Raw genomic sequence first — 20,542 nt, 5'->3', positions numbered from 1 at the left:
CGGGCGGGTGCGGCTCGAGGAGACCCGGAGTCTATGAAGATCAAGCTGGCGTTTGCCGTGCTCCTGGCCCTGTGCCTGAGCCTCTCCGTCATGCCGGTGCTGGCCGAGCAGGCGGCCACCCGGGCCGATCTCGCCCGGTACTACGATGACGTCACGAGCCTGCAGGGGCGCTTCACCCAGCAGACGCACGACGAGTCCGGGCGGATCCTGGAGGAGTCCAGCGGTGAGTTCTGGATCGAGAGGCCGGATCGCTTCCGCTGGAACTATGCGGAGCCGTGGCCGCAGGAGATCGTCTCCGACGGTGAAAGGCTCTGGGTCTATGACCAGGACCTCGACCAGGTGACGGTGCGCTCGTTGGCCGACAGTCTCGGCCGCGGCCCGGCGACCCTGCTGGGCGGCACCCTGGGCGAGCTGGAGGAGGCCTTCGAGCTGACCTTCCCCGAGCCGGGTCGGGTGGCCCTGCAACCCCGCGAGGCCACCCTGGACTACGAGCATGTGCTGCTGCGGCTGGAGGACGGGGTGCCTGTGGAGCTGGAGTTGGAGGACGGCCTGGGCCAGATCACCGTGCTCAGGCTGGAGGCGCTGGAACGCGATGTCGAGATCGATCCCGGCCGGTTCGAATTCCAGCCACCGGAGGGCGCAGACGTGATAGAGGCCGGAGGAGGGCGGACGCTTTGAGCCACCAGGAGGGGTTGCCCGGGTTGGATCCGGAGCCAGCCGGCGCGGGCCCCGGGGCCGACGCGCCGGAGCGCGAGGGTGCCGATCTGGCCGCCCGGCCGTTGGCCGATCGCATGCGGCCGCGCACCCTGGATGAGTTCATCGGTCAGGACCACATCCTGGGCGAGGGGCGATCGCTGCGCGAGGGCATCCGCGCCGGGCGGCCCCACAGCATGATCCTCTGGGGGCCGCCCGGCACTGGCAAGACCACCCTGGCGCGGCTGGTGGCGGAGGCGGCCGAGGCACGTTTTCTCACCCTCTCGGCGGTCATGGCCGGGGTCAAGGACATCCGCGCGGCCATGGAGGAGGCCACCCGGGTGCGGGCCGCGGGGGGGCGCACCCTGCTGTTCGTGGACGAGGTGCACCGGTTCAACAAGGCGCAGCAGGACGCCTTTCTGCCCTGGGTGGAGGACGGCACGGTCATCTTCATCGGTGCCACCACCGAAAACCCCTCCTTCGAGCTCAACAACGCCCTGCTGTCGCGGGCCCGGGTCTACGTGCTCCGGGCCCTGGACGAGGTCGCCATCGAGGGCATCGTCCGCCAGGCCCTGGCGGAGCCGGAGCGCGGTTATGGCGGTCGGGTGCGGCTTACCGACGACGCCCTGCGGCTGGTGGTGCGGGCCGCCGACGGCGACGCCCGCCGGGCGCTGACCACCCTGGAGATCGCCGCCGACCTAGCGGAGTCGGACACCGTGGACGAGGCGGCCATCCGGGAGGCGGTGGCCGGTGGCACCCGACGCTTCGACAAGGGCGGCGATGCCTTCTACGAGCAGATCTCCGCCCTGCACAAGTCGGTACGCGGCTCTGACCCCGACGCCACGCTCTACTGGTTCTGCCGCATGCTCGATGGTGGTTGCGACCCGCTCTACATCGGTCGGCGGGTGATCCGCATGGCCTCGGAGGACATCGGCAACGCCGACCCGCGCGCCCTGCAGATGGCCCTGGATGGCGTCGAGGCCTACGAGCGCCTCGGCAGCCCGGAGGGCGAACTGGCCCTGGCCCAGGCGGTGGTCTACATGGCCAGCGTGCCCAAGAGCAACGCGGTGTATGCGGCCTTTAACGCGGCCATGCGCGACGCGCGCGAGCAGGGCAGCCAGGAGATCCCGGTGCACCTGCGCAATGCCCCCACGCGATTGATGAAGGAGCTGGGCTACGGCCGCGCCTACCGCTACGCCCACGACGAGCCGGATGCCTACGCCGCCGGTGAGAACTACTTCCCCGAGGCCATGGGCGTGCGCCGCTACTACCGGCCGCCGGAGCGCGGGCTGGAGGCGCGTATCGCCGAGCGCCTGGAACGCCTGCATGAAATGGACCGCGACGCCGGCCTGAAACGGCCGGACTGACGGGAGGCGTCAACCATGGCCGTTCTTCGGGCCCCCCTGACCCTGATCGCCCCCCTGGTCGTAGCCCTGGCCGGCTGTGCCGCCGCCCAGGGCGGTGGCGGGGATGACATGCCTGCCACTGGGCAGGATCAGGCCTACCAGTGCGGTGAGACCCGGGTGCGCGCCGAGTTCGAGGCGGACGGCGTGATTCTGCACATCGGCATGGGCACCCTCGGCCTGGCGGCGGAAGAGGCCGCATCCGGCGCCCGTTACCGGAACCGCCACGGCGACGAGTTCCACGTCAAAGGCATGGACGAGGCCCGGTTCACGCTCGACGGGGACGAGCCGCTGCGCTGCCGGGCCACTGACCACCTGCCCCCGTGGCGGGCCGCGGAGCTTCGCGGGGCCGGCTTCTGGGCCGTGGGCCAGGAGCCGGGCTGGATGGCCGAAGTGAACAACAACCAGACGCCGGCACTCACGCTTACCCTGGACTACGGGGAGCGGGAACTGGCCTTCGACCGGATCAGCCCCTTCATCACCCCGGACGGTGGCACGGCATTCCGGGTTGAGTCCGATGACCACCGGGTGGAACTGCACATCCAGCGCGCCACCTGTCGCGACAGCATGAGCGGCGAGCGCTTCAATGCCACCGTGGAACTGCGCGTGGACACCAGAACCTATCCGGGGTGTGGGCGTTTCCTGCGTCAGTGACCCGTGTGCCCCAATCGCGAATCACCGGGAGGCATCGCGGGTTCCCGCCGTAAGCGGTGAAGGGTGGGATAGTTGAGGCGCTGCTTACCTCGCCGGGGCGCTATACCGGGGCAATATGACCAGTATTATGGTGCGGTGCACCATTATCGCGCACGGCGCGATGGTGCGCTCAGGGTGGAGGTATGTAACAACCGGAAAATAGAGATAAATATGGATATAGTGCATCCTTTCTGATTGGCCTGGAATTTGCACATGCTGACTGAGATCAGGCCCTGGCGGCAGATCCGTCGGGTGATTTTCTCAGGCTACGAACGACAAGGGGCACTATGGCGAATACCAGCGCCACTCAGGAGGTCGCCGACTATCTGCTGGCCTCCAAACGTTGTGAAATCCTGGGCCTGGATCATCTGCTACACATGGGCCGCCTGGTGGCCGCGGTCAGTGACTTGGTGCATGCGCTCCAGCAGGAGCGGGGCCTGTCCAACCTCCATGTGGCGTCCCGTGGCGAGCGGGCCGGTGAACGGTTGGCGCGGCGGGTAGAGGAAACCCGAGACAGGGAGCAAGCGTTTCGTGAGCGGCTCGCCGAGCTGGACACGCAACGGCTCTGCAGCCCGGGGTTCGTTCGCCTGTTCGCCCGGATCGCTTATGCCCTTCACGGGCTCGATGAACTGCGCGCCGTGCGCCGTGAAATCCGGGGTCTGAAACTGTCCCCGGAGGCCATCATCGAGGGCTACAGTGAACTGGTGCGCGGTCTGCTCGCTGTGGTCTTCGAGGCGGCTGATGCGGCCGCCGATCCGGATATCTCGCGCGTACTGGTGGCCATGTTTCATCTCATGCAGGGTAAGGAGTTGGCCGGGCAGGAGCGCGCTGTGGGCGCTGCTGGCTTCGCCCGTGGCGGGTTCGACGAGCCCCTTTCCGGACGGCTACAACAATTGATAGACCACCAGGAGCGCTGCTTTCAGATCTTTATGGAGTTCGCCGATTCGCGCTCTCTGGATGCGTGGCGGGGGGCGATCAGTCGCGAGGCCATGACCACGCTGGAGCGGTTCCGGCGCATCGCCTTCGCCTCCGTGCAGGAAGGGCAGGCCGAGCAATCGCTCTGCGATGACTGGTTCGAACTGACAACTGCCCGGATCAATGCGATCAAGGAGGTGGAGGACCGTCTGGAGGTAGCCCTGACTGAGCTCTGCGCACGAAAACTCGAGGACGCCCGGGCGGATTTGGACAAGCACCGGATCGAGCTGGACACCCTGGTTGAACAGCCGGGGCCGGGGTCTTTCGCCATCTTTTATGACCCGCCCGCCGATGCACCTCCGGTGGAAGAAACCTACGACGCCGGCTGCGCCAGCCCCCGTTTGGGCCGCTCGCTGATCGATCTGGTGCAGTCCCAGTCGCTCCGCCTGCACGAGATGGGCGAGCAGTTGCGGGAGGCCCAGGCTGCGTTGGAGGAGCGCAAGTCCATTGAGAAGGCCAAGGGTCTGATTATGACCCACCGGGACATGACTGAGGATGAGGCTTACCGGTTCATGCGTAAGCTGGCTATGACTCAGAACAAGAAGTTGGTCGATGTGGCCCGGGCGACCATTGATCTGGCGGATATGTTCAAGGGGGTGGGACGGTAAGTCCCGCACGGTGGCGCCCCGGCATGGGGTCCGGAGCGCTAGGCGGGGCCGAGGTGCTTGGCCAGTGCCTGTACCAGGGGTTTCATGAACCATCGGTGTTCCGGCATCAGGTCCACTGGCAGTGCCCGCTCCCTCAGGGCTCGGGCCACGACCGGCCCGATGGCAGCCACAGTGCATTGCCGGAGGCCATCGCGCAGGAGCTCTTCCAGGTTGCCTGCTTTGGCTACCTGCAGCAGGCGCTGTACCTGCGGGCTGCTCGTCAGGATCAGCGCATCCAGTCGGCCTTCGCCCAGGGCGACCACCAGTTGCCGGACCTCGTCGTCCTCGGCCTCGTCAGCGTAGACGTAGGGCGCCACGGTGGTGGTGTGGGCACCGGCCTTCTTCAGATAGTCCATGAGCCGCTGGTTGGGGTTGGTTCCGTAGAGTTGAACGGCAACACGGCGACCTTGCAACTCGTCGCCGTTCAGGGTCCGGATAACGCCCTCGGTGGTCGCCTCGACGGCCATCCGATCCGGCGTCAAGGCCAGTTCCTGAAGCACACGCGCGGGTTTTGGCCCCCGGCAGAGCACGGATGTGCCGCTCAATGCGTTCAGGAATGCGTCGCGCAAACCGATGGCCTCGCACCGGCTCAGTAGCCTGCGGAGGCCTTCCCCGGTCAGCAGGATCAACAGGTCGGGCGGATCGGCCACGAAGTCGCGCAGCCAGTCATCTACTGGTGCCGGATTCGCCACGTCGTGAATGCCCACCAACGGGCACCGCCAGACACGGGCGCCTCGACGCTCCAAGAGCCCGGCCAGCACCTCCAGTTGCCGGGACTCGGGAATGGCCACATGGCGTCCGGCCAGGCTATCCGCTAACGCATTCCGGTCAATCCGCTCGCTCATGCCACCTCTACCCTTTTGTTCCCGGCCGGTGTCCCCGTCAAGGCTTGTACCAGGGTGGGGAAGGGGGCGTTACCAGTGCCAGTGCCCTCAAACCAGGCCAGTCGTCGGCGGAGACGGACCACCTCGCCCACGATGAGCAATCCCGGCGAGCCGACCGTCGTCTCCGCCACCCGGCTCGGAAGAGTGGCCAGTGTCCCCTCGATCACCCGCTGATGGCCAGTGGTCCCTTGAACCACGACGGCGACCGGACGCGTTTCCGGCTGTCCCAGGCGCTGTAACTCACTACAGAGTTGGTCCACATGGGTCAGCCCCATATACAAGACCAGGGTCTCGCCCGCCACGTCGAGCCGCTGCCTGCCCAAGTCTAGCCGTCCCCTACGGGTGTGGGCGGTGATGAAACGAACGGACTGGGCGTGCTCGCGATGGGTGAGGGGGATGCCGGCGTAGGCCGCGCAACCCGTGGCCGCAGTCACGCCCGGGACCACCTGGAACCGGATCCCGGCATTCGCCAGGGCCTCCAACTCCTCGCCACCGCGCCCGAATACGAAGGGGTCGCCGCCCTTCAGGCGTGCGACTCGCATCCCCTGGCGGGCCTTTTCAATCATTATGTCGTTTATGCGTCTTTGCCGATGGCCATCGCGAAAGCCTTGCTTGCCGACAAAGATCCTTTCCACGTCCTCGCTCACCAGATCCAGCACGGCCCGGGAGACCAGGCGGTCGTGGACCACCACATCCGCCTGCTGAAGCAGCCGAACAGCACGGAGAGTGAGCAGTTCCGGGTCGCCCGGACCTGCGCCCACGAGATAAACTTCGCCGAGGCCGGTCGCGTCGCCGCCGTCCACCAGCACGTCTCGGCCTGTCCGATTGAGATAAACGGGCAGTTCTTTCATAAGACCCTCCCGCAGCGCTCAGGCCGCCTCCGGGTTGCCGTGCCGTGCGTGCAGGAAGCGCAGAACAGCGGCGCGGTACTGGTGGAATCTGGGGTCTTCGGCCAGGGCGAGCCGGTTCCGCGGGCGTGCCAGGTCTACCGTGAGGTTCTCACCGATAGTGGCCGACGGGCCGTTGGTCATCATGACGATCCGATCAGACAGGAGTACCGCCTCGTCCACATCGTGCGTGATCATGATGACGGTATTACCCAGGCGTTGATGGATCTCCATGACGGAATCCTGCAAGTGGGCCCGGGTGAGCGCATCCAATGCGCCGAACGGCTCGTCCATGAGCAGGACCTTGGGTTCCATGGCCAGGGCTCGCGCGATGCCCACGCGCTGCTTCATGCCACCGGACACCTCGCTGGGATACTGCTCCCGAGCATGCGTCATCTGCACCAGTTCGAGCTTCTCCATGGTGCGTTCGTGGCGCCGGACGGCGCTATCTGTCGCGAAAACCTTGTCCACGGCCAAGCGCACGTTGTCGTAGACCGTCAGCCAGGGGAGCAGCGAGTGATTCTGGAATACCACCGCGCGGTCCGGGGCGGGGCTGTTCACCTCCCGGTTGTCCAGCAGCACCCCCCCGCGGGTCGCCTGCAGCAGACCGGCCACGATATTCAGTACCGTGGATTTGCCGCAGCCGGAATGGCCGATGATCGATGTGTACTCCCCTTTCTGAATCCGTAGATCGACGCTGCGCAACACCTCCAACTTGCCGCGCGGGGTGTCGAAACTCATGTCGATGCCTTCGAGGCTCAGGTAGCTATTCATGATGTCTTCTCCCCTGTTCAGCGCTGGGTGTAGTCCAGGCGGCGCTGGACCAGATTCATGACGGTATCCAGGGCAATGCCCACGAGACCGATGACCAGAATGGCCACGAGAATCGAGGCGACATTGAGGTTGTTCCACTCGTCCCAGACGAAAAAGCCGATACCGATCCCACCGGTGAGCATCTCCGCGGCCACAATGACCATCCAGGCGATACCTAGGGAGAGGCGCATGCCGGTGAGCATGTGAGGCAGTGCCGCCGGCAGCAGGATTTTTCGGGTGATCTCGAGGCGGTTCAACTGAAGGACGCGGGAGACATTCATGTAGTCCCGTGGAATCGCCTGTACGCCCGCGGAGGTGTTCAGGATGATGGGCCATATGCTGGTGATGAAGATCACAAAGATGGCCGAGGGGTCCACCGCCCGGAAGAGCAGCAGGCCGATGGGCAGCCAGGCCAGCGGGCTGACCGGGCGCAGGATCTGGATCAGTGGCCCCCAGGCGCGCCGACAGACTTCGCTGGTGCCCATCATCAGCCCGACTGGAATGCCCACGAGCAACGCCAGGAAGAACCCGCCGAGCACCCGGCCCAGCGAGTAGGTCACCTGCCAGCCGATGCCCATGTCGTTGGGGCCATAGTCGTAAAAGGGGTCGGAGAAAAGCGTGACGGCCCGCTGCCACGTTTCGCCCACGGTGGGCAGGTCCGGCGCAACGGTGCTCTGGGTCGTTGCCCAAACCGCGAGTACGATCAGGAAGGTCAGGGTGGGTAGCGTGACCAACCGGGTAACGGTTTGCAGGCTTGCGACCATCTGTTCCCAGCGCCGGCATTCTACGGGTGCTACGTCCGCGGTGGGACGCCGTGTGTCGGCAGCGGCGGAACGGGCCAAAGGCCTGGTGGTGGCCTCCTCAGACCGCCTGTCGGCGGTAGAGGCGCTGATATCGTAAGTGTTGGCAACCATGAGCGTCTCCTCAGCCGTTCAATTCGGCCAGTTGCGGCAGGCTCAGGGCCCGGGAGTGCACATCAAAGCCTTCCAGGTAAGCCATGACATCCCGGGGGTCGAAAGTGCGGCCATCGAGGAAGCGGTCCGGCCCCATCTCAATGGGGTGGCTGGCCTCCTGGAGGGTCCAAGGCTTATCCCGCGTGCCTTCGCTTTTGTAATCGATGGTGGGGTAGGGCTCGCCCACGGCACGGGCGGCCTCACGATAAAGGTCGGGCCGGTAGACCCGCTCGGCGACTTTGAGCAGATCCTCCGGCTCGCGTAGCTGACCCCAACGCACCATCTGGGTCAGGAACCAGACGGCGTGGGAGCGCCACGGGTAGGTGGCGGCATATCGGTGGAAGACGTTGAAATCCGGGAACGGGCGCGGCTTCTCGTCCCGCTGGAACTGCAGTGTGCCCTTCATAGACATGCCCACCACATGGGGTGGTGCGTTGACGTAGGCCCGGCGGGAGATGATGTCCACGACCTCCTCGCGGTTCTCGGGCTCGTCCATCCACTTATTGGTCTGGATCAATGCCTGCAGCAAGGCTCTGTGGGTATTGGGGTGTTTCTCAACCCATTCTTCCGTTAGGCCGAGCACTTTTTCCGGGTTGTTGTTCCAGATCTCATAGTTGGTGACCAGCACCTTGCCGATCCCCATGTCTACGGCGCGCATGTTCCAAGGTTCACCCACACAGTAGCCATCCATGTTCCGGGCCCGCAGGTTGGCCACCATCTGCGGTGGTGGGATGACCACCAGCCGGACATCTTCGTCGGGGTTGATGCCTGCGGCGGCCATCCAGTAGCGCAGCTCGTAGTTGTGTGTGGAGACGGGGAAGACCATTGCGAAGGTCAGTGGTGCCCGACCGGCCGCCTTGTCCTGGTCGATGACCTTTTTGAGGGCCCGAGCAGTGATGGGGCGTTCCTGCATCGCCTCGGGATCGGCCTCCATCATGCGGTCGTAGAGCGCGTTCGAGACCGTAATGGCATTGCCGTTCAGGTCCATGCTGAAGCCGGTGACCATGGGGGTGCGGGTGGCGCCCACGCCGAGGGTGGAGGCGATGGGCATGCCCGCCAGCATGTGGCCGCCATCCAATGCACCGACGGAGACCTTGTCACGGATGTTGGCCCAGGAGGCTTCCTTCGACACCTGCACGTCGAGGCCGTGCGCCTGGAAGAAGCCCTTTTCACGGGCAATGACCAGGGGGGCGCAATCGGTCAGCGGAATGAACCCCAGGGCTACCCGGGTCACTTCCAGGCCGTCACTTCCCCCGGCCCAGGCGCCGGTGCGCACGCCGGGCGCTACCATGCCCATCAGTGCCGCGCCACTGAGGAGCCCCCCGGTCTTCAGAAAGCTGCGCCGGTTCAGGCGCTTTTCATGGTCCTTGTCCATTGTCAAACCTCATTATCAATCGCAAAAAAAAACGCCCACGCACCATGGCTCTTTGAGCCGTTGTGCGTGGACGCCTTTATCCACATTGGCAGGCACTCGTGACCTGCCGCCCACCGTGCGGGCTTATGAAAGGTGGATGCACCGTTGCATCCTATCTCCTAGTAAGCAATATTAGTGCCAAAAGGATTTCTCTGTAACTTGTTGTTTTAAAGAGCCTGCAAGCCGAGGTTCATTTTATGGTGCACTGCATTATGGCGGGTTGCGATAAACGCGTGCCAGAGTGGTGCATCTGACGTGATCACTCAGGCGGCACTGCGCGCCAGGCGTTGGATGATGGCGTTGATCGCGGGCCGGCAACTGCCGCAGTAGCCCCCCGCCTTGCAGTGGCGGGTCACCGCCTCGGTATCGTGAGCCCCGGCGGCCACCGCGGATTCGATGATTCTCTCGCCGACACCGAAGCAGGCGCAGACGGTCTCGCCGGTCTCGGCTTCACCGGCAGGGCGGCCGGCCAGCAGAGCGAGGCGTTCCTCGGCGCCGAGGGGGCGGTTATTGTCCAGCAGCCCTGCAAGCCAGTCGCAGCCGGGCAGGGCGGCGGGGTCGGCGGCGATGAACAGGCACGCCACCAGCCGGTCGTCCACCAGCCGGGCAAATCGGTAGACGCCCCGGGCACGGTCGGCCATTTCCACCACGGTCCCCTCCGTACCAAGCCAACGGCCCGCCCAATCGCGCCAGCTGTCAGGGGCCTCGGTGGAGGCGAACACGAACCGCTGATGAGCGTGCCCGTTGATCCGAACCCAGTAGGCCGTCTCGGGTGGCGGCAGGTCGTCCGCCCTGCTGAGCACAAAGCCGTAGGCCGCGGCGGGCACGGCCTCCACAGCGACCGGGGTGTGTTTCAACTCTGGCTGACCGGATATCGGATCGGTGATCGGGTTGGCCACCGCGCCGATGCGCGCCTGCGCGGCATAGCAGTCGTTCCAGTGCATGGGCACGAAGAGTTCGCCCCGGCGCTGACCGGTCTGGTATCGGGCTCGCAGCAGAACGCTGCCCCAGGCGCTGCGTACCCGCACCAGGTGGCCGTCCGCCAGGCCGAAGCGTGTGGCGTCCTCGGGGTGCAGGTCGCACCGGGGTTCCGGCTGATGGGTGCTCAGACTGACGGACAGGCCGGTGCGCGTGAGCGTGTGCCAGTGATCACGCGTCCGCCCGGTGTTGAGAACAAGCGGGAATCGGGCATCTGGCGTGTTTCCTGGTGTTTCGGCGCACACCGGGTGCAGGCGGGGGTGGCCATCCTCCGTGGGCAGTCCTCCGTTGGTGGCAAGGCGCTGGGTGCCCCGCCCTGGCCCGGCGGTGTCGAGGCCCGGGCCGGGACACGGCCATTGAACAGGCTGCAGGGTGTCCCACTGTTTGGCGTTCATTCCGGCCAGCGCCCCTAGGTGAAGTGTCCGGCCGCCCATTCCGGGGCCAGGGTTGTGCACCGCGGTCAGTCGGGCGTGCTCGTCGAATATCTCCCGCGGACTCCCGTACGCGAAGCCGCGATCAAACCCCATCAGGCGGGCTACTTGACTGATGATCCACCAGTCGGGGCGGGCCTCGCCGGCCGGCGTACGGAAGGCGCGTTGGCGTGAGATGCACCGCTCTGAGTTGGTCACCGTACCGCTCTTTTCACCCCAGGCCGCAGCGGGCATAAGCACGTGGGCATAGCCGGTCGTATCCGTGTTGGCGATACAGTCGGAAACCACGACCAGCTCGCAGCGTGCGAGCGCGCGTTTCACCAGGTCGGCGTCGGGAAGGCTGACCACTGGGTTGGTGGCCATAATCCAGAGCGCTTTGACGCGGCCTTGGGCGGCGGCACGAAATAGCTCTACCGCCTTCATGCCGGGTTGTCGGGCGATTCGGGGCGAGTCCCAGTAGCGTTGAACCCGAATCCGGTCCCCCTGAGAAAAGCCCATATGGGCGGCCAACTGGTTAGAGAGGCCCCCCACCTCGCGACCGCCCATGGCATTGGGCTGACCGGTTACCGAGAAGGGGCCGCAACCGGGACGCCCCAGGCGTCCGGTAAGGATGTGGACGTTGATGATCGCATTGACTTTGTCGGTGCCCTGACTGGACTGGTTAACGCCCTGGGAGTATACGCTGACCGTGCGTTCGGTGCCGGCGAACCAGTCGTAGAACAGGTGCAGGGCGCGGGGATTCAAGTCGCAGGCGCTGGCGACGGCGTCGGCGTCGCCTGCCTCGTGCAGTATTCGCTTGAGGTTGCTGTCGGCGGCTTCCGTCTCCGGGCGGATATCGCGGTGGATCTGGTCGGTCTCCACCAAACGGCGGAATAGTCCGTTCCACAGTGCCACGTCACTGCCGGGGCGCAGGGGCAGGTGGAGATCGGCCTGCGCGGCGGTCTCAGTCTCGCGCGGGTCGATCACCACCACTCGCATGCCGGGACGCCTTGCCCGCGCCGCCTCCAGGCGTTGATAGAGCACCGGGTGGCACCAGGCCAGGTTGGAACCGGTGAGGACCACCAGGTCGGCGCGTTCCAGGTCTTCGTAACAGCCGGGCACCAGATCCTCACCAAAGGCCCTAATGTGGCCTGCGACCGAAGAGGCCATGCAGAGCCTGGAATTGGTGTCGATGTTCGCCGAGCCGATGTAGCCCTTCATTAGCTTGTTGGCGACGTAGTAGTCCTCGGTGAGGAGCTGGCCCGAGACGTAGAAGCCAACCGCCTCGGGCCCGTCGCGCCGGATGACCCGGTTGAGGCCGTCGGCCACGGTCGCAAGCGCGGTGTCCCAGTCGGTGCGCTGACCATGGACCCGGGGGTGCAACAGCCGGCCATTGAGACCGGTGGTTTCGCCCAGGGCCGCCCCCTTGGAGCAGAGGCGGCCGAAGTTGGCGGGGTGCTCCGGGTCGCCCCGGACATGCACCCGGTTGTCCTTGTCCATCCGGGCGAGCACGCCGCAACCGACGCCACAATAGGGGCAGGTGGTGTGCACCTCGCCCGGCTGCCGTGGGGGTTGGATGCTTGTATTCATGGCTCAGGTCTCCGGTGCGTCCTTTACGGCGTCGACGGGTGTAAGGCGGACGTACAGGTTTCCCCGGTCGTCCCGACGGATCGGGAAGCGCGGCACACAGCCCTGATCCGGGGCGACGGCCTCGCCCTGTTCCAGTTGGATGCGCCAGCCATGTAGCGGGCAGGTCACCCGGTGCCCGTGGACCAGGCCCTGGTCCAGCGGCCCGCCCTGATGGGGGCAGCGGTTGCCGATGGCGAACAGGGCGTCGTCGGCGGTGCGGAAGATGGCGATATCGTCGCCCTCCGGGCGGGCGACCACCCGGGCACCCTGACGGGGGATGTCGTCCAGGTGGCCGATGGGCAGCCAGTCCTCGTGATGCGCCGGCGTCGTTTCAGCGGGATAGTCTGTTGCCAGGTTGCTCATGGTCTGTTTCCTGTCGGTAGCATGACGTGGGTAGGGTGTGGGCTGACGCCGTCAGCCCACCTGGCGCAGTGGCTGGAAACGGTCGCGTTGGCCCTGTCTGGCCAAGGTGGCCCAGGGGTCCTTGCGGTAGATGGACTGGGCGCGTTCGAAGCGCTCGGCGAGGCGCTTGCGGTTGACGTCGTCGTCCACCACCTGCTCGCGGACCCACGACAGGCCGACGCGCTCGATCCAGGGCGCGGTCCGTTCCAGGTAGCGGCCCGTCTCGCGGTAGAGCTGCAGGTAGGCCGCGGCGTACTCCATCACCTCCTCGGCGGTCTCGACCCGGCAGAGCGTGTCGCAGGCGCGCACCTTCACCCCGCCGTTGCCCCCCACCAGGATCTCCCAGCCGGACTCGATGGCCACCACGCCCAGATCCTTGATGCTGGCCTCGGCGCAGTTGCGCGGGCAGCCGGAGACGGCCAGCTTGACCTTGTGGGGCGTCCACGCGCCCCAGCACATCCTTTCCAGGGCGATGCCCAGGCTGGTGGAGTCCTGCACCCCGAAGCGGCACCATTCCGAGCCGACGCAGGTCTTCACCGTACGCAGGGCCTTGCCGTAGGCGTGGCCCGAAACAAAACCCGCCTCCGCGAGTTCGCCCCACATGCCGGGCAGGTCCTCTTTTTTCACGCCCAGCAGATCGATCCGCTGGCCGCCGGTGACCTTCACGGTGGGTACGTCGTAGCGCTCCGCCACCTCGGCGATCTTGCGCAGTTCCGCCGGGGTGGTGGTACCGCCCCACATGCGGGGCACCACCGAGTAGGTGCCGTCCTTCTGGATGTTGGCGTGCATGCGCTCGTTGACCAGGCGCGCCATCTCGTCGTCCTGCGCTTCCTCGGGCCAGGTGGAGATCAGGTAGTAGTTGAGCGCCGGGCGGCACTTGTCGCAGCCATCCGGGGTCTTCCATTCCAACGTGTCGAAGACCTGCTGCAGACAGGTCAGGTGCTGCTCGCGGATAGCCTTACGCACCTGGTCGTGGCTGTGGTCGGTGCAGGCGCAGAGGGGTTTGACCCTGGGCTCGGCGTAGCCGCCGCCCACGGTGGATTGCAGGATCTGCTCCACCAGCCCGGTGCAGGAGCCGCAGGAGGCCGAGGCCTTGGTGTGCGACTGCACCTCCTCCAGGCTGAAAAGCCCCTGCTCCTGGATGGCGTTGACGATGTCGCCTTTGCACACGCCGTTGCAATCGCAGACCTGGGCGTCCATGGGCATGGCCTCGGCATGGCTTTGGCCACCGTGGCCGGCGTCACCCAGGTGGGCTTGGCCGAAGAGCAGACTGTCGCGGAAATCGCTGACCGAGGTGCCGTCCTTGAGCAACTGGAAGTACCAGGCGCCGTCGCTGGTGTCGCCGTAGAGCACGGCGCCCCGGATGCGATCCTCCTGCAGAACCAGCTTCTTGTAGATGCCGCCTGCCGGGTCCTGGTAGACGATGGCCTCCGTGCCTTCGGCCTCGGAAAAGTCGCCGGCGGAGAAAAGATCCACGCCGGTGACCTTGAGCTTGGTGGACGTCACCGAGCCTTCGTAGGCGGCGAAGCCGGCCTCGGCCAGGTGGTTGGCACAGACTTTGGCCTGCTCGAACAGCGGGGCAACGAGGCCGTAGCATTGGCCCCGGTGCTGCACGCACTCGCCCACGGCATAGATACGCGGGTCGAAGGTCTGCATGGTGTCGTTGACCACGATGCCACGCTCGCAGAGGATGCCCGCCGCCTTCGCCAGGTGGATGTTGGGACGGATGCCGGCCGCCATGACCACCAAGTCGGCGGGGATCTCCTCGCCGTCGGCAAAGCGGACCGCCTCCACGCGGTCGTCGCCCAGCAGGGCCTGGGTCTGCGCCTCCAGGCGGAACTCGACACCGCGTTCGCGCAGGGACTGCTCCAGCATGCCTCCGGCCAGGGCATCGAGCTGACGCTCCATGAGGTGGGGGGCCAGGTGCACCACGGTGACCGCCATACCCTGTTGGTGCAGCCCCCATGCCGCCTCGAGGCCCAGCAGTCCGCCGCCGATAACCACCGCGTGGCGATGCTGGCGGCTGGCCTCGAGCATGGCCTCCACGTCGCCGATATCGCGGTAGGCGAGTACCCCGGGCAGGTCATTGCCAGGCACGGGGATGATGAAGGGGTTGGAGCCGGTGGCCAGGAGCAGGCGATCGTAAGGGGTGCGCCGGCCATCGCCACTGATCACCTCGCGGTGCCGGCGGTTGATTTCGGTCACCGGGCAGCCGGTGTGGAGGGTGATTCCGTTCTCCGCATACCATTCGGGCCGGTTGAGCATGATGTCATCCACCGTCTTCTCGCCCGAGAGCAGTGGGGAGAGCATGATGCGGTTGTAATTGCCGTGGGGTTCGGCGCCGAATACGGTGATCTCGTAGCGCTCCGGCGCTACCGCCAGCAACTCCTCCAAGGTCTTGACCCCGGCCATTCCGTTGCCTACCAGTACCAATCGTTCGCGTTGCATCGCTTTTGACCTCCCGGGCCCGTGGCCCGATTCCGCGAAAACAAAAAAGGCGTCCGACGGTCAGCCCCTGATGGGGGGTGATGTCGGACGCCTTTATCCGGGGTGGGCCGTCCTCGGCCCGTTGTGGTGTTCGCCGCGGGCCGCCATTGGCCCAGGGCGCTGCACGCGCCTCAACGATAGATAAGCAAGATTTCGGCCAGAACAAAATATACCAATAAAACGGTGGCATACGATGAAATGTGATCCGGTCGCGGGCGTGGTCCGCACCGAAAGCGTGCGGGGGGCGGACCGGTTGCCCCCGAATGGTCCACGGGGCCGGGCGTTGGGTGAGGTCGTGCCCGGTCACCGCTCAGCAGGTACAATGGCCAGCTTCTTCACGACAGTACACGGACAAAAAACAAACGCATGCTCGATACACGCAAACTGAGACAAGACCCCGAGGGGGTGGCCCGGGCGCTGGCCCGCCGCGGCTACCGGCTGGACGTGGCGCACTACCGGGCGTTGGACGAACGCCGGCGCGAGCTGCAGGTGCGCACTCAGGAACTGCAGAACGAGCGCAACACCCGCTCCAAAGGGATTGGCCAGGCCAAGGCCCGCGGCGAGGACATCGAACCGCTGAAGGCCGAGGTCGCCGATCTGGGCCGGCAATTGGAGGCGGCGAAGGGGGAATTGCAGGCGGTGCAGGACGAGCTCCACGACATCCACGTGGGGATGCCGAACCTGCCGCATCCGGACGTGCCGGAGGGCGAGGACGATAGCGAGAACGTGGAGGTGCGCCGCTGGGGCACGCCGCCAGAGTTCGGGTTTCGGCCCCGCGACCACGTGGAACTGGGCGAGTTACTCGACGGCGGCCTGGATTTTGAAGCGGCGGCCAAGTTGACCGGCGCCCGCTTCGTGGTCATGCGCGGGGCGGTGGCCCGGCTGCACCGGGCCCTCATCCAGTTCATGCTGGATACCCACACCGCCGAGCACGGCTACCAGGAGATCTACGTCCCCTACATGGTCAACCGGGACAGCCTGTTCGGGACCGGTCAGTTGCCCAAATTTGCTGCCGATCTGTTTCACCTCGACGCCGAGCAGGACTACTACCTTATCCCCACCGCCGAGGTGCCGGTCACCAACATGGCCCGGGACGAGATCATCGCCGACGGGCAACTCCCCCTCAAATTCGCCTGCCATACCCCCTGCTTCCGCTCGGAGGCGGGCAGCCATGGCAAGGACACCCGCGGCATGATCCGGCAACACCAGTTCGAGAAGGTGGAGTTGGTGCAGATGGTGCGCCCGGAGGCGTCCTGGGAGGCGCTGGAAGCGCTGACCGGACACGCGGAGACCATACTGCAGCGGTTGGACCTGCCCTACCGGGTGGTGACCCTGTGCACCGGGGACCTGGGCTTCTCCTCGGCCAAGACCTACGACATCGAAGTCTGGCTGCCGGCCCAGGAGACCTACCGGGAGATCTCCTCGTGCAGCAACTTCCTGGATTTCCAGGCCCGTCGCATGCAGGCCCGGTGGCGTAATCCGGAAACCGGTAAACCCGAGCCCCTGCATACCCTCAATGGCTCCGGCCTGGCGGTAGGCCGCTGTCTGGTGGCGATCCTGGAGAATTACCAGGAGGCGGACGGGCGGGTGACCGTGCCCGAGGCGTTGCGCCCCTATATGGGCGGGATCACGCGGCTTTAAGAGCGCTTCTATGCTAATAGCTGATCGCCCCACTGAGGTTCTGGTAAAGCCCGGGGGGCGTTCCTATACTGCCGCCAAGATGGGTGGTCGCGTTAACTCCTAAGCGTAGTCAAGAGCCAAGAAAAATCTCCACGAATGGTTGACGCTATTGGGGAATGCCCGTTGATGGGTAGCGAAATGGACAGCATGAGTAACACATTGCGCAAGTAGCGCCGGAGGATGTCATGGCGAACCGCGAATCGGCGGAAATGGTGTCGAACCTAATGGAGATGGCCCAGAAGAGCTGGCAGCAGTGGTTGGAGTTCGGCCAGCAGTGGAGCCGGTCGGGGCAGAATGTGGAGAACCTGGACCAGGCCTGGCAGGAGAATCTCAATGCCATGGAAAACCTGGTCCAGGACGCGCTTAAGGTGCAGGCGGAGTGGATCCGCCTCTGCCGCCACGCCGGCATGGGAGGCGAGCAGGCCCCGCGCCCGCTGAGCGACATGAACGAGACCAGTTGCAACCTGATGGAGAATTGGCTCGAGGCCCGGACCGCACTCTGGGAGCGGTGGTTCGAGCAGGCCCGGCGACTGGACCTGAACCGTCCCGATCTACCCTTGCAGAGCGATGATGCCCAGGAGGAGTTCTTCGATGTCTGGCGCAACATGGTGGACACCATGATGAAGAGCCAGAAGGCGCTCATGCACCAGGTCGAGGAGTTGGCCGAGGAGCAGGGCGTCACCCCGCCACCGCCACCGGCGGCGGCCGAGAAGGCGCCGCGCAAGACCGCCCGGCAGGCGCCTAAGGCCGGGACCGGCCGTAAGCCGGGTGGTGACGATGGCGATAAAGGGGGGTCCGGCCAGGGTGGGGCCGGCACTGGAGGCCAGACTGCGAGTGGCGGGGCCAGCGAAGCCAAGGGGGCGGGGCGGGCGGCACGGCCTGCCAGCGGGCGTCGCTCAAGTGGGTCCAGCACACAAAAGCCCACCAGTCACTGAGATCGCAACCAATGAACGCCGGGCCGGCTTGGTACCGGCCCGGCGTTCTCTTGTGCAGAGGCGGTGCTCAGACCTGGCGGATGAGTGGCTGCAGCTCGTTGATAAAGGCCTCCTGCTCCTCCTTGGTGCGGGTCTGCAGCGCCCGTTCGACGACCTCGGTGGTGAGGTGAGGGGCGAACAACTCCATAAACTCGTACATGTAGCCGCGTAGATAGGCGCCGCGACGGAAGCCGATATTGGTGACGCTGTCCTCGAACAGGTGGCCGGCATCCAGCGCCAACAGGCCCTGATCGCGCTCGGGCTCGAAGGACATGGTGGCGATGATGCCGACCCCGAGTCCGAGGCGGACGTAGGTCTTGATGACCTCCGAGTCGGTGGCGGTGAAGACCACGTTGGGCTCCAGGTCCCGGGCGTCGAAGGCCTCGTCCAGCTTGGAGCGGCCGGTGAAGCCGAACACGTAGGTGACCAGTGGCCACTCCGCAATGGCCTCCAGGGTCAGCGGTTCGACCTCGGCCAGCTCGTGCCCCTCCGGTACGATCACGCTTCGGTTCCAGCGGTAGCAGGGCAGCATCACCAGGTCCTCGAACAGCTCCAGGGCCTCGGTGGCGATGGCGAAATCCACCTGGCCACGGGCCGCCATTTCGGCGATCTGCATGGGGGTGCCCTGGTGGATGTGCAGGCTGACGTTGGGGTAACGGGTGCGGAACTGGCTCACCACCGGCGGCAGGGCATGGCGGGCCTGAGTGTGGGTGGTGGCGATGCTGAGGCTGCCGCGCTGTTCATCGACGAAATCGGCGGCGATGGAACGGATGTTCTGGACCTCCCCCAGGATCCGGTCCGCCGATTCCAGAATGGCGCGGCCGGCCGGGGTGATGTGGGTAAGGTGCTTGCCGCTGCGGGCGAAGATCTGCACACCCAGCTCGTCCTCCAGCAAGCGGATCTGTTTGCTGACGCCGGGCTGGGAGGTGTACATGGCATCCGCTGCGGCGGAGATATTCAGCCCCCGTTTGGCCACCTCGGAGATGTAGCGCAACTGATTCAGTTTCATACCGGCACCCACTAAAGCGTAGGTCTATTATTAAATAATAGCATAAGGGCTTGCAAACCCTCTTCGCTGTTGCCCGGGGCTGGGGGCACACATTCCTGACTGCGGCACGGTATAATATTCGGACCAACCGGGTTCGGCGCGATGACAACGCAAGGTGGTGAATGTCTGAACAGGGAACCAACCTCGGCATAGCCGATTACCAGGAGCGTCCCGATCTGAGTGGACCGCGGCGGATTCCGGCCAGTGCCTCTGTGCTGGTTATCGACGATGAGCCCGGGGTGCGCAACTTCCTGGAACGGGCGCTGGTGCGTCATTTTCGCCACGTCCGGGTGGCGGCCAATGTCAAGGAGGCGGAGGCGGCGCGGGAGGAGGGTCATTACGACCTGATCATCTCCGACATCCGGTTGCCCGGAGTGAGTGGGGTCGATTGGGTGGAGGCCGTCCGGGCCCAAGGGGACCCCACCGACGTCATCTTCATTACCGCCTATGCCGATCTGGAGACCGCCATTGCCGCGCTGCGGGCCGGTGCCAGTGACTTCATCCTCAAGCCCTTCCGGATGGATCAGCTCTATACCGCCATCGACCGCTGCTTCGAGCGGCGCAGCATGCAGCGGGAGAATTTCCTACTGCACCGGCAGTTGGCGGCCACCCGCCCGGAGATGGGGCTGGTGGGCGAGAGCCAGGTCATGCAGCAGGTCTGCAAGCTGCTCCGCCGCCTGGCCGTGGCACCGAGTACGGTGTTGATCCGCGGCGAGTCCGGCACCGGCAAGGAGTTGGCGGCCCGTGCGCTGCACCGCTGGAGCGACCGCGAGGGCCCTTTCGTGCCGGTGAACTGTGGCGCCATCGCTCCGGAGCTTATGGAGAGCGAGCTCTTCGGCCATGGCAAAGGCGCGTTCACGGGGGCCCAGGAGGCCCGGGAGGGGCTCTTCTCCCACGCCCGGGGCGGCACCCTGTTCCTCGACGAGATCAGCGAGATGCCGTTGGCCATGCAGGCCAAACTGCTGCGCGTGCTGGAGGATCACCGGGTGCGACCGGTGGGCAGTGACCGGGAGGTGCCGGTGGATGTCCGGGTGGTGGCCGCCAGTAACCGGGAGCTCGCCGAGGATGTCCAGGAAGGGCGGTTTCGCAAGGACCTCTACTACCGGCTGGACGTGGTCAGCGTCGAATTGCCACCGCTGCGGGAACGTCCGGAGGACATTCAACCGCTGGCCGAGCACCTGGTCCAGACCCTGGCGACCGAGCTGGGTGTGCCCCCGATAGCCCTCGGTCGCGATGACCTAAGGGCGTTGCACCGCTATCCCTGGCCCGGCAACGTCCGCGAGTTGCGCAATGTCATTGAGCGCGCCCTGTTATTGGGCTGCCCGGCGGCAGACTGCATCAGTGGTGCCGCCATCCCGGTGCCCGACAGTGCCGAGCGCGGGCCGGAATTGCCGGATGCCCCAGCGGGGAACGCCTGGACGCCGCTGGATGAGGTGGAGCGGGTGCATATCCTGCGGGTGCTGGATGCCTGTGACGGTAACAAGTCGGAGGCCGCGCGCCGGTTGGGAGTGGCCCGCAAGACGCTGGACCGCAAACTCGCCCGTTGGCAGGAGGAGGGCCGCCTTTAATTCT

General features: G+C 65.8%; 16 protein-coding genes. 7 read left to right on the top strand and 9 right to left on the bottom strand.

The window, feature by feature from the left end:
* Positions 1 to 33: 33 nt before the first annotated feature.
* From lolA to MLG_RS08720, 4 genes are all read left to right on the top strand, one after another.
* Positions 34 to 678: an outer membrane lipoprotein chaperone LolA gene (gene lolA / locus MLG_RS08735; protein ID WP_011629451.1), complete on the top strand. Its 645-nt coding sequence runs from the start codon at positions 34 to 36 to the stop codon at positions 676 to 678.
* Positions 675 to 2,060 (top strand): replication-associated recombination protein A, encoded by a 1,386-nt coding sequence (locus MLG_RS08730; protein ID WP_011629450.1) that lies wholly within the window; start codon positions 675 to 677, stop codon positions 2,058 to 2,060. The genes lolA and MLG_RS08730 overlap by 4 nt, the downstream gene beginning before the upstream one ends.
* Before the next feature lie 15 nt (positions 2,061 to 2,075).
* Positions 2,076 to 2,750, top strand: coding sequence for a COG3650 family protein (locus MLG_RS08725; RefSeq protein WP_011629449.1), 675 nt, complete (start codon positions 2,076 to 2,078; stop codon positions 2,748 to 2,750).
* A gap of 326 nt (positions 2,751 to 3,076) precedes the next feature.
* Entirely contained in the window at positions 3,077 to 4,372 is a 1,296-nt protein-coding gene (locus MLG_RS08720) for a nitrate- and nitrite sensing domain-containing protein (RefSeq protein WP_011629448.1), read from the top strand.
* 38 nt (positions 4,373 to 4,410) lie between these two features.
* Here the strand turns inward: MLG_RS08720 and MLG_RS08715 are convergent, their stop codons facing one another.
* The 8 genes from MLG_RS08715 to nirB form a co-directional block, all read right to left on the bottom strand.
* Entirely contained in the window at positions 4,411 to 5,256 is an 846-nt protein-coding gene (locus MLG_RS08715; protein ID WP_011629447.1) for a uroporphyrinogen-III synthase, read from the bottom strand.
* Positions 5,253 to 6,146 (bottom strand): uroporphyrinogen-III C-methyltransferase, encoded by an 894-nt coding sequence (gene cobA / locus MLG_RS08710; RefSeq protein ID WP_011629446.1) that lies wholly within the window; start codon positions 6,144 to 6,146, stop codon positions 5,253 to 5,255. Before cobA ends, MLG_RS08715 begins: the two co-directional genes overlap by 4 nt.
* An 18-nt stretch (positions 6,147 to 6,164) precedes the next feature.
* Positions 6,165 to 6,956: an ABC transporter ATP-binding protein gene (locus MLG_RS08705; protein WP_011629445.1), complete on the bottom strand. Its 792-nt coding sequence runs from the start codon at positions 6,954 to 6,956 to the stop codon at positions 6,165 to 6,167.
* 17 nt (positions 6,957 to 6,973) lie between these two features.
* The gene (gene ntrB, locus MLG_RS08700; RefSeq protein ID WP_232209237.1) at positions 6,974 to 7,759 is read right to left on the bottom strand and encodes a nitrate ABC transporter permease; all 786 of its coding nucleotides are present in this window, start codon (positions 7,757 to 7,759) and stop codon (positions 6,974 to 6,976) included.
* 160 nt (positions 7,760 to 7,919) lie between these two features.
* On the bottom strand, positions 7,920 to 9,323 hold the full coding sequence (locus MLG_RS08695) for an ABC transporter substrate-binding protein (protein ID WP_011629443.1): 1,404 nt from the start codon (positions 9,321 to 9,323) through the stop codon (positions 7,920 to 7,922).
* Positions 9,324 to 9,625: 302 nt separating this feature from the next.
* On the bottom strand, positions 9,626 to 12,340 hold the full coding sequence (locus MLG_RS08690) for a nitrate reductase (RefSeq protein WP_011629442.1): 2,715 nt from the start codon (positions 12,338 to 12,340) through the stop codon (positions 9,626 to 9,628).
* Between the two features lie 3 nt (positions 12,341 to 12,343).
* On the bottom strand, positions 12,344 to 12,742 hold the full coding sequence (nirD, locus tag MLG_RS08685; protein WP_011629441.1) for a nitrite reductase small subunit NirD: 399 nt from the start codon (positions 12,740 to 12,742) through the stop codon (positions 12,344 to 12,346).
* 51 nt (positions 12,743 to 12,793) lie between these two features.
* Positions 12,794 to 15,229 carry a nitrite reductase large subunit NirB gene (nirB, locus tag MLG_RS08680; RefSeq protein WP_011629440.1) on the bottom strand — a complete coding sequence of 812 codons (2,436 nt, stop codon included), beginning with the start codon at positions 15,227 to 15,229 and terminating at the stop codon, positions 12,794 to 12,796.
* A gap of 405 nt (positions 15,230 to 15,634) precedes the next feature.
* On the opposite strand from nirB, the gene serS reads away from it, so the two are divergent.
* Together serS and MLG_RS08670 are read left to right on the top strand one after the other, a co-directional pair.
* Entirely contained in the window at positions 15,635 to 16,909 is a 1,275-nt protein-coding gene (gene serS / locus MLG_RS08675) for a serine--tRNA ligase (protein WP_011629439.1), read from the top strand.
* A gap of 224 nt (positions 16,910 to 17,133) precedes the next feature.
* Positions 17,134 to 17,883 carry a hypothetical protein gene (locus tag MLG_RS08670; protein ID WP_011629438.1) on the top strand — a complete coding sequence of 250 codons (750 nt, stop codon included), beginning with the start codon at positions 17,134 to 17,136 and terminating at the stop codon, positions 17,881 to 17,883.
* A gap of 67 nt (positions 17,884 to 17,950) precedes the next feature.
* Here the strand turns inward: MLG_RS08670 and cysB are convergent, their stop codons facing one another.
* On the bottom strand, positions 17,951 to 18,931 hold the full coding sequence (gene cysB / locus MLG_RS08665) for an HTH-type transcriptional regulator CysB (RefSeq protein ID WP_011629437.1): 981 nt from the start codon (positions 18,929 to 18,931) through the stop codon (positions 17,951 to 17,953).
* A 161-nt stretch (positions 18,932 to 19,092) separates the two neighbouring features.
* On the opposite strand from cysB, the gene MLG_RS08660 reads away from it, so the two are divergent.
* On the top strand, positions 19,093 to 20,538 hold the full coding sequence (locus MLG_RS08660; protein ID WP_011629436.1) for a sigma-54-dependent transcriptional regulator: 1,446 nt from the start codon (positions 19,093 to 19,095) through the stop codon (positions 20,536 to 20,538).
* Positions 20,539 to 20,542 lie beyond the last annotated feature (4 nt).

The organism is Alkalilimnicola ehrlichii MLHE-1, from assembly GCF_000014785.1.
GTDB lineage: Bacteria > Pseudomonadota > Gammaproteobacteria > Nitrococcales > Halorhodospiraceae > Alkalilimnicola > Alkalilimnicola ehrlichii.
This window is presented reverse-complemented; position numbering and strand designations above follow the sequence as displayed.

Coding starts and splice junctions, on each gene's coding strand:
- MLG_RS08660 (WP_011629436.1), top strand. CDS start 19,093: ATGTCTGAACAGGGAACCAACCTCGGCATAGCCGATTACCAGGAGCGT.
- cysB (WP_011629437.1), bottom strand. CDS start 18,931: ATGAAACTGAATCAGTTGCGCTACATCTCCGAGGTGGCCAAACGGGGG.
- MLG_RS08720 (WP_011629448.1), top strand. CDS start 3,077: ATGGCGAATACCAGCGCCACTCAGGAGGTCGCCGACTATCTGCTGGCC.
- MLG_RS08670 (WP_011629438.1), top strand. CDS start 17,134: ATGGCGAACCGCGAATCGGCGGAAATGGTGTCGAACCTAATGGAGATG.
- MLG_RS08695 (WP_011629443.1), bottom strand. CDS start 9,323: ATGGACAAGGACCATGAAAAGCGCCTGAACCGGCGCAGCTTTCTGAAG.
- nirB (WP_011629440.1), bottom strand. CDS start 15,229: ATGCAACGCGAACGATTGGTACTGGTAGGCAACGGAATGGCCGGGGTC.
- MLG_RS08690 (WP_011629442.1), bottom strand. CDS start 12,340: ATGAATACAAGCATCCAACCCCCACGGCAGCCGGGCGAGGTGCACACC.
- cobA (WP_011629446.1), bottom strand. CDS start 6,146: ATGAAAGAACTGCCCGTTTATCTCAATCGGACAGGCCGAGACGTGCTG.
- MLG_RS08715 (WP_011629447.1), bottom strand. CDS start 5,256: ATGAGCGAGCGGATTGACCGGAATGCGTTAGCGGATAGCCTGGCCGGA.
- MLG_RS08705 (WP_011629445.1), bottom strand. CDS start 6,956: ATGAATAGCTACCTGAGCCTCGAAGGCATCGACATGAGTTTCGACACC.
- MLG_RS08725 (WP_011629449.1), top strand. CDS start 2,076: ATGGCCGTTCTTCGGGCCCCCCTGACCCTGATCGCCCCCCTGGTCGTA.
- nirD (WP_011629441.1), bottom strand. CDS start 12,742: ATGAGCAACCTGGCAACAGACTATCCCGCTGAAACGACGCCGGCGCAT.
- ntrB (WP_232209237.1), bottom strand. CDS start 7,759: ATGGTCGCAAGCCTGCAAACCGTTACCCGGTTGGTCACGCTACCCACC.
- serS (WP_011629439.1), top strand. CDS start 15,635: ATGCTCGATACACGCAAACTGAGACAAGACCCCGAGGGGGTGGCCCGG.
- lolA (WP_011629451.1), top strand. CDS start 34: ATGAAGATCAAGCTGGCGTTTGCCGTGCTCCTGGCCCTGTGCCTGAGC.